11 protein-coding genes, 1 pseudogene and 1 riboswitch are annotated in these 11,855 nt (G+C 71.5%); of the genes and pseudogenes, 7 read left to right on the forward strand and 5 right to left on the reverse strand.

What is annotated here, in order from left to right; translation table 11 throughout:
• Positions 1-37: 37 nt before the first annotated feature.
• The 3 genes from GU5_RS0100070 to GU5_RS0100080 are packed head-to-tail and all read right to left on the reverse strand — an operon-like array spanning position 38 to position 2,666.
• Positions 38-688 carry a TetR/AcrR family transcriptional regulator gene (locus GU5_RS0100070; RefSeq protein ID WP_010523540.1) on the reverse strand — a complete coding sequence of 217 codons (651 nt, stop codon included), beginning with the start codon at positions 686-688 and terminating at the stop codon, positions 38-40.
• Positions 689-705: 17 nt separating this feature from the next.
• The gene (locus tag GU5_RS0100075; protein ID WP_010523541.1) at positions 706-2,085 is read right to left on the reverse strand and encodes a phenylacetate--CoA ligase family protein; all 1,380 of its coding nucleotides are present in this window, start codon (positions 2,083-2,085) and stop codon (positions 706-708) included.
• Positions 2,086-2,090: 5 nt separating this feature from the next.
• Positions 2,091-2,666 (reverse strand): hotdog fold thioesterase, encoded by a 576-nt coding sequence (locus tag GU5_RS0100080; protein ID WP_010523542.1) that lies wholly within the window; start codon positions 2,664-2,666, stop codon positions 2,091-2,093.
• Positions 2,667-2,902: 236 nt separating this feature from the next.
• Positions 2,903-3,019, forward strand: a riboswitch (SAM riboswitch).
• A gap of 128 nt (positions 3,020-3,147) precedes the next feature.
• On the opposite strand from GU5_RS0100080, the gene GU5_RS0100085 reads away from it, so the two are divergent.
• Positions 3,148-4,527: an O-acetylhomoserine aminocarboxypropyltransferase/cysteine synthase family protein gene (locus GU5_RS0100085; RefSeq protein ID WP_010523543.1), complete on the forward strand. Its 1,380-nt coding sequence runs from the start codon at positions 3,148-3,150 to the stop codon at positions 4,525-4,527.
• A gap of 163 nt (positions 4,528-4,690) precedes the next feature.
• Positions 4,691-5,806, forward strand: a complete 1,116-nt coding sequence (locus tag GU5_RS0100090; protein WP_010523544.1) for a homoserine O-acetyltransferase — start codon at positions 4,691-4,693, stop codon at positions 5,804-5,806.
• A gap of 41 nt (positions 5,807-5,847) precedes the next feature.
• On the opposite strand, the gene GU5_RS0100095 is transcribed toward GU5_RS0100090, so the two are convergent.
• Positions 5,848-6,765: a GDSL-type esterase/lipase family protein gene (locus GU5_RS0100095; protein ID WP_010523545.1), complete on the reverse strand. Its 918-nt coding sequence runs from the start codon at positions 6,763-6,765 to the stop codon at positions 5,848-5,850.
• Between the two features lie 198 nt (positions 6,766-6,963).
• On the opposite strand from GU5_RS0100095, the gene GU5_RS0100100 reads away from it, so the two are divergent.
• Positions 6,964-7,632 (forward strand): alpha/beta hydrolase, encoded by a 669-nt coding sequence (locus GU5_RS0100100; protein WP_010523546.1) that lies wholly within the window; start codon positions 6,964-6,966, stop codon positions 7,630-7,632.
• Between the two features lie 51 nt (positions 7,633-7,683).
• On the opposite strand, the gene GU5_RS17805 is transcribed toward GU5_RS0100100, so the two are convergent.
• The gene (locus GU5_RS17805) at positions 7,684-8,079 is read right to left on the reverse strand and encodes an RNA-binding S4 domain-containing protein (RefSeq protein WP_010523547.1); all 396 of its coding nucleotides are present in this window, start codon (positions 8,077-8,079) and stop codon (positions 7,684-7,686) included.
• A gap of 86 nt (positions 8,080-8,165) precedes the next feature.
• Here GU5_RS17805 and GU5_RS0100110 point away from each other — a divergent pair, with 86 nt between their 5' ends.
• The 4 genes and pseudogenes from GU5_RS0100110 to GU5_RS13105 all read left to right on the forward strand — a co-directional run.
• Positions 8,166-9,188, forward strand: coding sequence for a DMT family transporter (locus GU5_RS0100110; RefSeq protein ID WP_010523548.1), 1,023 nt, complete (start codon positions 8,166-8,168; stop codon positions 9,186-9,188).
• A 58-nt stretch (positions 9,189-9,246) separates the two neighbouring features.
• Positions 9,247-9,693, forward strand: a complete 447-nt coding sequence (locus tag GU5_RS0100115; protein WP_010523549.1) for a VOC family protein — start codon at positions 9,247-9,249, stop codon at positions 9,691-9,693.
• Positions 9,694-9,855: 162 nt separating this feature from the next.
• Positions 9,856-11,236, forward strand: a pseudogene (locus GU5_RS15700) (glycine--tRNA ligase).
• Positions 11,237-11,499: 263 nt separating this feature from the next.
• Positions 11,500-11,855 (forward strand): GNAT family N-acetyltransferase (locus tag GU5_RS13105; RefSeq protein ID WP_010523551.1); only part of this gene is annotated, 356 nt, incomplete at its 3' end.

Here is an 11,855-nt window from a genome sequence, read left to right on the forward strand (position 1 = left end):
ATGTACGGACCGCCCGCTCGATGAGCGGAGCGGGTGGTCAGCTCCGCGGAGCGCGCAGTCCCGTCAGCAGCAGGCCGGTGACCATGTCGGCCAGCGTCGTGTCGGAGTGGCCGTCCGCGGGGCGGTACCAGTCGACGATGGAGTTCACCATGCCCATCGCCAGCCGTGAGGCGGTGCGGGCGTCGACATCGTCCCGGAGGTCGCCGTCGTCCTGGGCCCGGCGGATCAGCTCGGCGATGCGCAGGGTGATCTCGCGGCGGCGCTGCAGCGCGCGGATCTCCAGCTCGGAGTTGCCGCGAAGTCGCAGCAGCAGGGTGACGTGCGGCAGCGAGGCCGTCAGGACCGCCACCGACCCGCGGATGATCTCCTCGAGCTCGTCGACGGCGGGCGCCCCGCGGGACTCGGCCTCGGAGACGACGCGCTCGAGCTCGGCCAGCGAGCGGCTCAGGGCGATGTCCAGGATCTCCTCCTTGGAGGAGACGTGGTGATAGATCGCCGATTTCGAGATGCCGAGCTCCCGGGCCAGGACGCCCATCGACGTCGCTTCGTAGCCGTGGCGGTTGAAGGCCTCGACGCAGACCCGGATCAGGCCTTCGCGGTCGTAGCCGGGCCGACCGCGTCGGCCCGCGCGGGCGGCCTCCGCCCTGCGGTCAGGGTGCTCGGCGTCGGCGGTCGCGATCTCGGACATGGGCACCAGCCTAGCCCTCAGGCCGGCCGGGGACGTTCATCGTGGATCCGGCGCAGCTTGCCCGAGGAGCGAGCCAGCGTGCCCGGCTCCTCCACGGAGACCTCGCAGCTGGAGCCGACGGAGACCTTGATGCGGCGGGCCAGCTCGACGCCGGCCGCAGCGGCGGCGTCCGCGCCGACCTCGGGGCGCCGCTCGATGTGCACCGTCATCCGGTCCATCGTCCCCGGCCGGCTGAGTCGCAGCTGGAAGTGCGGCGAGAGGTCCTCGAGCTCCAGGGCGATCTCCTCGATCTGCGAGGGGAAGAGGTTCACCCCGCGCAGGATGATCATGTCGTCGGAGCGGCCGGTGATGCGCCCCATGCGCCGGTGGCCGGGGCGGTCCGTGCCGGGCTGCAGACGGGTCAGGTCATGGGTGCGGTAGCGGATGATCGGCAGCGCCTGCTTGGTCAGCGTGGTGAAGACCAGCTCTCCGTGCTCGCCGGTCGCCAGCGGGTGCTCGTCGATCGGGTCGATGATCTCCGGCAGGAAATGGTCCTCCCAGATCGTCGACCCGTCCTGCAGCGCGGCCGACTCGCCGGCGACTCCGGGCCCCATCACCTCGGAGAGTCCGTAGATGTCGCAGGCGCGGACGGCGAAGGTCCGCTCGATCTCCTCGCGCATCTGCGCGGTCCACGGCTCGGCGCCCAGCACCGCGATCTCCAGGGAGGTCTCGGCCGGGTCGATGCCGGCGTCGCGGAAGGCGTCGGCCAACGTGAGCAGGTAGGTCGGCGTGCAGAGGATGACCCGTGGGCGGAAGTCCCGAATGAGCTGGACCTGCTTCTCGGACTGGCCGCCGGACATCGGGATCACGGTGGCCTGCAGCTTCTCGGCTCCGTAGTGGGCGCCCAGGCCGCCGGTGAAGAGTCCGTATCCGTAGGCGTTGTGCACCAGGTCGCCGGGGCGGACGCCGGAGTGCCGCAGGCAGCGGGCGAGCAGCGTGGCCCAGATGTCGAGGTCCTCGTCCGTGTAGCCGACGACGGTCGGCAGGCCGGTGGTGCCGGAGGATGCGTGGATGCGGCGGACCTTCTCCATCGGGACGGCGAAGGCCTCGAACGGGTAGGCCCCGCGCAGGAACTCCTTGTCGGTGAAGGGGAACTTCGCCAGATCCTCCAGGGACCGCAGGTCGTCCGGGCCGACGCCGTGGGCGTCGTAGAGCTCGCGGTAGGCGGGGACGTTCTCGTAGGCGTGCCGGACGGTCTGCTGCAGCCGGACCAGCTGCAGCTCCTCGATCTCGGTCCGGCTGTACAGCTCCTCCGGGTCGGGGGAGGAGGGGTCGCGGCGCGTCGACTCGGGGTCGATCTCCGCCGGGAGGGAGGGGGCCTCGGGGGCGGACTCGGCGGCACGGGAGGTGGAGGCCATGGGGATCACTTCTCTCCGGAGGTCTGGGCGGTGTTGTCGGGACCGGCGGGGTCTGCGGGTGCGGCGGAGGGCGAGGGCACGGTGCGCGAGCGCCCGCGGAAGACGGCGACGGGCTCGTCGTCGCAGGTGACCGTCACGTCGACGACGCCGCTGCGCCCGGTGCGGGCGACCTCCACGGCCTCGGCGACCAGTTCGTCGCCGGGACGCGTCGCGCGCAGGAACGTGACGTCGGCGCCGGAGGCGACGGTGACCGTGCCGTCGTCCCGATCCGGGTGGTTGCATGCCATCGCGAAGCACGTGTCGGCCAGGGCGAAGATCATCCCGCCGTGGGCGATCGCGAAGCCGTTGGTCATCTCCGGCCGCAGCGTCATGGCCAGACGGGCGCGGCCGGGCTCGGCCAGGAGCACCTCGGCGCCCAGCCAGGCCGCGCATCGATCCGTCTCCAGCATGCGGTGGCGCGGCCCGTCGTCAGGCATCGGCACGCCCCGAGGGGACGCGCTCTCCGCGGAGCGCCCTCCGGCGTCCGGCGGCTCGACCGTGGCCGTCGGGGACGACCGCTCGGGGTGGGCGGGCTCGGGCATCACGTGCTCCTCACGATTTATAGACCGATTGGTCGGTAAATAAACTCAAGCACCGGAGGGCATGTGATGTCAAGCACATTCGTGGAGGCGCGTGGAGGACGGGACGGCGTGGGCCGGGGCGACGCCTCGGGAGTCGGGCGGGGCTCGTCGCTCGAGCGTTCCACATCCTGAGATTCTGCGCCGATGGTCCGGCGGGGACTTGCCCTTTCGCCGCCGCGCGTGCAGACTGATCAGCAGGTCAAGAGTGCCAGCGTGAAACCCCGGTTTGCTGGCCGGCAACCCTCCAGTTCGCGGTGGGGTGCCCCGGGTGACGACCAGGCTTCGTCGGGATTCCGGCGGGGCAAGCGCGGGCCATCACACAACACAGTGCGGCCCACACCATGTCCATCGACGGGGCCGCCTGACAGGTGCCCTCTCCGCATCGCGGGGAGCGCCTCCGTCCCGGTCTCTGTCGCCACGACCGCATTGAACGGAGAGCTCGATGAGCAGCACCGAGAACACCGCTCCCACCTGGAGCTTCGAGACCCAGCAGATCCACGCCGGCGTCGAGCCGGACCCCGTCACCGGCGCGCGGGCCCTGCCGATCCAGCAGACCACCTCCTTCGTCTTCCCGAGCGCCGAGACCGCCGGGAAGCGCTTCGGCCTGGAGGAGCTCGGCCCGATCTACTCCCGGCTGACCAACCCCACCGTCGAGGCGGTGGAGAACAAGATCGCCGCGCTCGAGGGCGGCGTCGGAGCGCTCGCAGTCGGCTCCGGTCAGGCCGCGGCGTCGATCGCGCTGCTGAACGTCGTCGAGACCGGCGGCCACGTCGTCGCCTCGCCGTCGCTGTACGGCGGGACGCAGAACCTCTTCAAGCACACCCTGCCCAAGCTCGGCATCGAGGTCACCTTCGTGGAGGACCCCGACGACGTCGAGTCCTGGCGGGCGGCCACGCGGGAGAACACCGGCGCGTTCTTCGGTGAGGTCGTCGCGAATCCGCGCGGCGACGTGCTGGACCTGGAGGCCGTCGCGGCGATCGCCCACGAGCACGGGGCGCCGCTGATCGTGGACAACACGCTGACCAGCCCGTACCTGATCCGGCCGATCGAGTACGGCGTCGACGTCGTCATCCACTCGGCGACCAAGTTCCTGGGCGGCCACGGCACCGCGATCGCCGGCGTGATCATCGACTCCGGGAACTTCGACTACACGAAGAACCCGCAGCGCTTCCCCGGCTTCAACGAGCCGGACGAGAGCTACCACGGCATCGTCTTCGGCCGGGACCTGGGCGTCGACGGGATCTTCGGCGTCAACCTGTCCTACATCCTCAAGGCGCGCGTGCAGCTGCTGCGCGACCTGGGCCCGTCCCTCTCGCCGCACAACGCCTTCGAGATCAACCTCGGTCTGGAGACGCTGAGCCTGCGCGTCGAGCGCCACGTCTCCAACGCCGAGACGGTCGCCGCCCACCTGGAGAACCACCCGGCGGTGAAGCGCGTGAGCTATCCGGGCCTGGAGTCCAGCCCCTGGCACGAGCGGGCGCGGAAGTACCTGCCCAAGGGTGTCGGCTCGGTGCTGGCCTTCGAGGTCGACGGCGGCGCGGAGGTCGGCCAGGCGGTCGTCGACGGGCTGCAGCTGCACTCGCTGGTGGCCAACGTCGGCGACGTCCGCTCGCTGGCGATCCACCCGGCCTCGACCACGCACCGTCAGCTGACCGAGGAGGAGCAGGCCGCCGCCGGCGTCAGCCCCGGTCTGGTGCGCCTCTCGGTGGGTCTCGAGCACATCGAGGACATCCTCGCCGACCTCGACCAGGCCCTCGCCGCGGCCACCTCCGGCGGTGCCGAGGCCCCGGCGGAGTCGACGGAGCCGGCCCCGGTCGGCTGACCCCGGCCCGGAGCGTCGACGTCGACGGCCCGGTCCGCCTGCGCCGTCACGGTGCGGCGGGCCGGGCCCTCGGCGTCGGGGCCCGACCGACGAGCACATCATGCCCGACTGCGACGACAGCACGGATCCACGAGATCCCCGACCCTCAGGAGCCATCGAGCCGATGACCACCCAGGTGCCGACCCCGACCGTGCGACCCGACGGAGCGCTCGCCGTCGTCGACGTCGGCGCCCACACGTTCGAGACCGGAGGCCGCCTGCCGCAGGTCTCGGTCGCCTACGAGACCTGGGGAGAGCTCGCGCCCGACGGATCCAACGCCGTGCTGGTGCTGCACGCGCTCACCGGCGACACCCATGTCGCCGCCAGCGAGGCCGATCCGGAGGTCGGCTGGTGGGAAGGGCTGGTCGGCCCGGGCCGCGCCGTCGACACCGACCGCTGGTTCGTCGTCTCGCCGGCGATGATCGGCGGCTGCTACGGCTCCACCGGGCCGGCCTCGGCCGATTCCGAGGGACGCCCGTGGGGATCGCGCTTCCCGTTCACCACGATCCGTGACTCCGTGCAGCTCGAGGCCCGGCTGGCCGACCAGCTGGGCATCGAACGTTTCCACGCAGTCCTCGGCGGCTCGATGGGCGGGGCCCGTGCGCTGGAATGGGCGGCGACCTTCCCTGACCGCGTAGCGGGAGTGGGCGTCTTCTCCTGCGGAGCCGAGTCGACGGCCGAGCAGATCGCCTTCGCCCAGGCTCAGATCGCCGCGATCGAGAACGACCCGCACTACGACGGCGGCGACTACTACACCGGCTCCTGGCCGGAGGCCGGACTCGGGTTGGCCCGGCGGATCGCCCACATCACCTACCGCACCGAGACCGAGTTCTCCGCCCGCTTCGGGCGCGAGCACCAGGGCGGCGAGGATCCCTTCGGCTCGCCGCGGCGGCCGCGCGGGCGCTTCCAGGTCGAGTCCTACCTGGACCACCAGGCGCGCAAGCTGGTCTCGCGCTTCGACCCGAACGCCTACATCCTGCTCACCGAGGCGCTGGCCGGCCACGACGTCGGCCGCGGTCGCGGGGGCGCCGCGGCCGCGCTGCGGCAGGTCACCGCGACCTCGTTCGTCGCCGCAGTCGACTCCGACCGGCTGTATCATCCCGAGCAGTCGCACCGGCTCGCCGAGCTGCTGCCCGGCTCCGGGGGAGTGCACATGATCTCCTCGCCGATCGGCCACGACGGGTTCCTCACCAGCCCGGAGCAGGTGGCCGAGCCGCTGCGCGAGACGCTGCGGCTGTAGCCCTTCGGCTTTCCGCAGGGTTCGGTTGTCCGCAGGGAGGGTCAGTCGTCGTGGGCCGCCGACCCGCCCGGCGGCATCGCCCCGCCGAAGAGCGGCTCGTAGGTCGGGCGCTTCGCGGTGACCCCGTCGCCGGAGGAGCGGCCGCGCAGCCGCCGCAGCACCCAGGGGAAGAGATGGTGCCGGGCCCAGACGGCGTCGTCGGCGCGCGCCTCGCGCCAGCTGCGCACCGGAACCGGTCGCGGCTCGAGCGGCTCGAGGTCGTGCTCGACGTTCAGCGCGTCCATCGCCATCGCCGCGATCGTGTGGTGCCCCAGCGGGGAGAAGTGCAGTCGGTCCTCGTCCCACATCTCCGGGCGGGTCAGGCTGCGCAGCGCCCACATGTCGGCGACGACGGCGTCGTGCCGGGCGGCGACGGTGCGGATGTTCTCGTTGTAGATCGCGACCTTGCCCCGTACGGAGCCGACCACCGGAGTCTCGCGCACGTCCGGACCGGTGAACAGCACCAGCGTTGCCCCCGTGGTGGCCAGCATCTGCATCATGGTGTCGAGCGTGCGCGCGGTCTCGTCCGGGTCCCCGCCGGGGCGGATGACGTCGTTGCCGCCGGCGCAGAGGGTGATCAGGTCCGGAGCGAGGTCCAGCGCCGGAGCGATCTGGTCGTCGCGGATCTGAGCGATCAGCTTGCCGCGCACCGCCAGGTTCGCATAGGCGAAGTCGGCGGTCCCGATCGCCAGCTCCTCGGCCATCCGATCGGCCCACCCGCGGTGGTACCCCGGGCGGGACTCGTCGGGATCGCCGATGCCCTCGGTGAAGGAGTCGCCCAGGGCGACGTAGCGGCTCCAGGGGTGCCGATGGTCCGCCGCGGAGTGCGCGGCCTCCGGCAGGGAGTCATGATCTGCGGGGTGGCGGAGTTCTGACGAGTGCACGCCCTCATTCTGCCGGAGCCGGTCGATGAGTTCCATGACCGACGGCGGCGCCGGCGGCCCCGCACCTCGGCCCCACCCGGCGATGAGTCCGTGGATGGTGCGGGAATACGACCGTATTCCCGCACCATCCACGGACTCATCGCCGGAGGATGAGATCATGGGGCGCCGGACGCGTGGACGGTGCGTCCGGTCCGTCCTGGCCCCGCCCGACCCCGACCCGAGGAGCCTCTGCCGATGAACCCCGAGCCCGTCGTCGTCTGGTCCCGCGAGCCTGACGAGCGCCGCGACACTCACCTGGTCGTGCTGCTGCACGGCTACGGCTCACACGAGCACGACCTCTTGGGCCTGGTGTCGAACCTGCCCGAGGAGTTCTCCTATGCCTCGCTGCGGGCGCCGCAGGCCGCCGGGCCCGGGTACAGCTGGTTCTCCCTGGACCCCCAGGACCTCAGCTATGACCCCGCCGAGGTGCTCCAGGTCGCCGAGGACGTCTGGTCCTGGATCGAGACGGTGAAGGACCAGCACCGCTCGGTGACGCTGCTGGGCTTCTCCCAGGGCATGGCCGTGGCGACGACGCTGCTGCGCACCCGTCCGCAGGAGCTCGCCGCCGTCGTCGGCCTCTCCGGATTCGTCGTCGACGGCGACGACGAGCGGTTCGCCGCCGCCGTCGACGACGAGGCGCTCGCGGCCGCACAGGTGCCGTTCTTCTGGGGGCGCGACCAGGAGGACCCGATCATTCCGGCCGCCGCCGTCGACCGCACCCACCGGTGGGCCACCGAGCACGCGAATCTGACGAAGGTGCTCTACGCCGGCGCCGGCCACGGAGTGGTGCCGCAGGAGATCTCCCACGTCGGCGAGTTCCTCACCCACATGGTGCTCAAGCCGGCGCGCTCGGCTCGCCGCTGACGACGAGTCGATGCCGGGCCTGCGGTGCACGGCATCTCCTGCGTCGTCCGATCATTCCTCGGCGACCGGGGTGATCGCCGCCTCCGGCAGGCCGAGCGCCTCGCCGTCGAGCTGGACGATCTCGCCGGGGCGGATCTGCCGGCCGCGACGGGTCTCGACCTCGTCGTCGACGGTCACCGCCCCGGCGTCGAGCACCTCGCGGGCCATGCCGCCGTGCTCGACGACGTCGGCGAGCTTCAGCAGCTGCCCCAGCCGGATGGACTCGTCCCGGATGGGGATCTGGTCGACCTCGATGAACTCCGCCTCGTCGAAGTCCTCATCGACCGCGTCATCGGCCGCGTCATCGGCCTCCGCGTCGATCTGCTCGCCGGCCGCCGCCGCGGCCGTCTCCTCGACTGCCTCGTCCTGGGGGTGGTCGTGCCGCTCGTCCTGGTGCTCCTCGCTCATGCCTCCAGTCTGGCGCATCCGGCGGCGCGCCATAGGACGTCATGCTCCGGCCGGTCGGATCCTCAGGGAGGTTCTACGCTGGGTCCATGTCCTCACCGTCCTCCTCGTCCTCCCCGCAGACCGCAGCCCGCGACGCCGGACATTCCCGGACCGCCTGGATCCTGTTCCTGGCGATGTCGCTGGTCGCCGGAGCGGCCATCCCGTCGCAGGGGCGAATCAATTCTGCGCTGGCCGCAGAGACCGCCGATCCCTTCCTCGCCGCGCTCATCTCCTTCGCCGTCGGTCTGGTGCTGATGATCGTCATCGTCGCGGCGACGCCGCGGGGTCGGGCGACGATGCGCCGGGTCCGCCCGGCGCTGGCCTCCGGTGAGGTGCGCCGGTGGTACCTGCTGGCCGGCTGCCTCGGCGGCTACCTGGTGCTGACCCAGTCCCTGACCATCGGCATGATCGGCGTGGCGGTCTTCACCGTCGCGGTCGTCACCGGCCAGACGCTGGGCGGGATGCTCTGGGATCGCGTCGGGCTGGGGCCGGGCGGGCGCAAGCGGCTCTCCCCGCTGCGGGCGATCGGCGCGATCCTCACCGTGCTGGCGGTGCTCTGGACCGTCTCGCCGCAGCTGGGCGCCGATCACGGCGGGCCGGGGTGGCTGCTCCTGGTGATCCTGCCGCTGGTCGCCGGCATCGGCTCCAGCGCCCAGCAGGCGCTCAACGGCCGGCAGTCGGCGGCCTACGCCAGCCCGATCCCGGGGACGCTGATCAACTTCATCGCCGGCACCGCCGTGCTGCTGGTCGCCTACCTGATCAAGCTCGGGGCCAGCGGCGCCGGCGAGGCGCTGCCCACAGCACCCTGGTATTACCTGGGCGGACCGATGGGCTGCGTGTTCATCGGTCTGGGTGCGTTGCTGGTCACCCGCGTCGGCGTGCTGCTGGCGGCGATGGGCATGATCGCCGGCCAGCTGATCGGCTCGCTGCTGCTGGACCTGATCATCCCCGCCCCGGGCTCGGTGGTCACGACGGCCACGGTGCTCGGCACGCTGCTGACGCTGGTCGCCGTCGTCATCGCCTCCCTGCCGGACGGCCGAGTCTCCCGCCGGCGCGGAGCGAGGCACTAGACTCGGCGTCGCGCAGCCCCGCAGGGGAGCGGGGCTCGACGGGACGGAGGCGACCACGATGGACCAGGACGTCCATATCATCACCGTCGCCGTGGACGACCTCGACGCCGCCCGCCGCTTCTACGTGTCCGGCCTCGGCTGGCGCCCGCTCTTCGAGGAGCCCGGGGTGATCCAGTTCTACCAGTCGGCGCCCGGCCAGGTGCTGGGCCTCTTCGACGCCGAGGCGCTGGAGGCCGACATCGGCGACGGCGGCGTCCATTCCCGTCCCGGCGGTTTCACCCTGGCGCAGAATCTCCACGACGCCGACCTCGTCCACCGGACCGTCGAGCGCATGGAGCGCGCCGGCGCGACCATCCTCAAGCAGCCCCAGCCCGCGGCGGTCCCCGGCATGATGCACGCCTATGTGCGGGACCCGGTGGGCATCGTCTGGGAGATCGCCCACAATCCCGGTTGGCGGATCGACGACGACGGCGCGGTGATCTTCAGCGAGCCCGACGCCGGCTGAGGCCCGACGCCGGCTCTCGACGTCGTCGACGGACCCGGGGCGAGTCGGCGCACCGGCGCCCGCCGCGGTACGCTTTCCCCGTTCCGTGAAGCGCGTCGCGGCCCGCAGCCCGACGGCATCCTGCACAGCCCATTGCACCCCGACCAGAGGTGAAGCTCTTCCATGGCCACAGAGACCGCACTCGACAAAGTGATCGCCCTGGCGAAGCGCCGCGGCTTCGTGTTCCAGTCCGGTGAGATCGTACGGGGGGTCGCGGTCGGCCTGGGACTACGGTCCGCTGGGCACGGAGCTGAAGGAGAACATCAAGGCCGAGTGGTGGCAGACCTTCGTCCGCGGACGCGGCGACATGGTCGGCCTGGACTCGGCGATCATCCTGCCGCAGGCCGTGTGGCACGCCTCCGGCCACGTGAAGACCTTCTCCGACCCGCTGGTCGAATGCGTCCAGTGCCACCGCCGGCACCGCCAGGACCACCTCGAGGAGGCCTTCGAGGACAAGAAGGGCCGCGCCCCCGCCTCCATGGAGGAGGTCGTCTGCCCCGACTGCGGCACCCGCGGGCAGTGGACCGAGCCGCAGCAGTTCTCGGGGCTGATGAAGACCTACCTGGGACCGGTCGACAACGAGGAGGGGCTGCACTACATGCGCCCCGAGACTGCCCAGGGCATCTTCGTGAACTTCAACAACGTGGTGACCTCCGCGCGGCAGAAGCCGCCGTTCGGCATCGGCCAGATCGGCAAGGCCTTCCGCAACGAGATCACCCCGGGCAACTTCATCTTCCGCACCCGCGAGTTCGAGCAGATGGAGATCGAGTACTTCACCCGTCCGGACGAGGCGCCGCAGTGGTTCGACCACTGGGTCGAGGCCTGCTACGACTGGTTCGTCCAGCTCGGGCTGGACCCGGAGAACCTGCGGAAGTTCGACGTCCCGGAGGAGGAGCGGGCCCACTACTCGGCCGCGACGATCGACCTGGAGTACCGGTTCTCCTTCCAGGGCTCGGAGTGGGGCGAGCTGATGGGCATCGCCAATCGCACCGACTACGACCTGGGCTCGCACACCGAGGCCTCGGGGGCGAAGCTCCAGTACTTCGACCAGGGCACCGGCGAGCGCTACACCCCGTATGTCATCGAGCCGTCCTTCGGCCTGACCCGGGCGATGATGGCCTTCCTCGTCGACGCCTACACCGAGGACGAGGCGCCGAGCGTCAAGGGCGGCGTCGACACCCGGATCGTGATGAAGCTGCATCCGAAGATCGCCCCCATCAAGGCCGCGGTGCTGCCGCTGTCGAAGAAGCCGGAGCTGGCCGGCCCGGCCCAGGAGCTGGCCGACCGGCTGCGCCGCCACTGGAACGTCGAGTACGACGAGTCCGGCGCCATCGGCCGGCGTTACCGTCGCCAGGACGAGATCGGCACCCCGTTCTGCCTGACCTTCGACTTCGACTCGCTCGAGGACCACGCGGTCACCGTCCGCGACCGCGACGAGATGACCCAGGAGCGGGTCGGGCTGGACCAGATCGAGGGCTACCTGGCCGCGAAGCTGCTGGGCTGAGTCCGACGTCGACGGTCCGGCGGCGGAGCACAAGGCGCCGTCGTCCGCCGCCGTCATCCGCTTCCGACGCCGCGTGTCACGTCCGCACCCTGATCTCACGTCCCGGCCCGGACATGACATCAGGGGCCGGACGTGACAGGACGGGCGTCGGCTGGCTCGCCCCGCCCCGCCTCGCCCCGCCTCGCCCCGCATTGCCCCGCCTGGTGGACAGGACTAGAATCGCGTGGCTGACCTGAAGCCGCCTCCCTGACGAAGGACACGCGATGAGCACCATGCCCGAGGACTCCGTCCCGTCGGAGCACGACGACGGCGCGGACCGCCTCACCCTGGAGTCGGGCCTGACCGTCCGGCCGTGGGCCGAGGGCGACGACCTCGCCCTGCTGGAGGTCTGGGGCGACCCGGAGAACGCCCTGCAGCACCAGGACCGGGCGCTGCTGCGGCCGTCCTCCGACGACCCATGGGCCCGCTGCATCGTCGCCGAGGACCACGGGGTCCCGGTGGCCGCGGCGACCATCCTGCGTTCCTCGCTGCACCCTGACCGGCTCTCCTTCTACGCCGAGGTCGCCGACGACCACCGACGCCGTGGCATCGCCGCGGAGATGCTGGAGCTGCTGGCCGC

This window comes from Nesterenkonia sp. F, assembly GCF_000220985.1.
Taxonomy (GTDB): Bacteria; Actinomycetota; Actinomycetes; order Actinomycetales; family Micrococcaceae; genus Nesterenkonia.

Coding starts and splice junctions, on each gene's coding strand:
- GU5_RS0100070 (WP_010523540.1), bottom strand. CDS start 688: ATGTCCGAGATCGCGACCGCCGACGCCGAGCACCCTGACCGCAGGGCG.
- GU5_RS0100075 (WP_010523541.1), bottom strand. CDS start 2,085: ATGGCCTCCACCTCCCGTGCCGCCGAGTCCGCCCCCGAGGCCCCCTCC.
- GU5_RS0100080 (WP_010523542.1), bottom strand. CDS start 2,666: ATGCCCGAGCCCGCCCACCCCGAGCGGTCGTCCCCGACGGCCACGGTC.
- GU5_RS0100085 (WP_010523543.1), top strand. CDS start 3,148: ATGAGCAGCACCGAGAACACCGCTCCCACCTGGAGCTTCGAGACCCAG.
- GU5_RS0100090 (WP_010523544.1), top strand. CDS start 4,691: ATGACCACCCAGGTGCCGACCCCGACCGTGCGACCCGACGGAGCGCTC.
- GU5_RS0100095 (WP_010523545.1), bottom strand. CDS start 6,765: ATGGAACTCATCGACCGGCTCCGGCAGAATGAGGGCGTGCACTCGTCA.
- GU5_RS0100100 (WP_010523546.1), top strand. CDS start 6,964: ATGAACCCCGAGCCCGTCGTCGTCTGGTCCCGCGAGCCTGACGAGCGC.
- GU5_RS17805 (WP_010523547.1), bottom strand. CDS start 8,079: ATGAGCGAGGAGCACCAGGACGAGCGGCACGACCACCCCCAGGACGAG.
- GU5_RS0100110 (WP_010523548.1), top strand. CDS start 8,166: ATGTCCTCACCGTCCTCCTCGTCCTCCCCGCAGACCGCAGCCCGCGAC.
- GU5_RS0100115 (WP_010523549.1), top strand. CDS start 9,247: ATGGACCAGGACGTCCATATCATCACCGTCGCCGTGGACGACCTCGAC.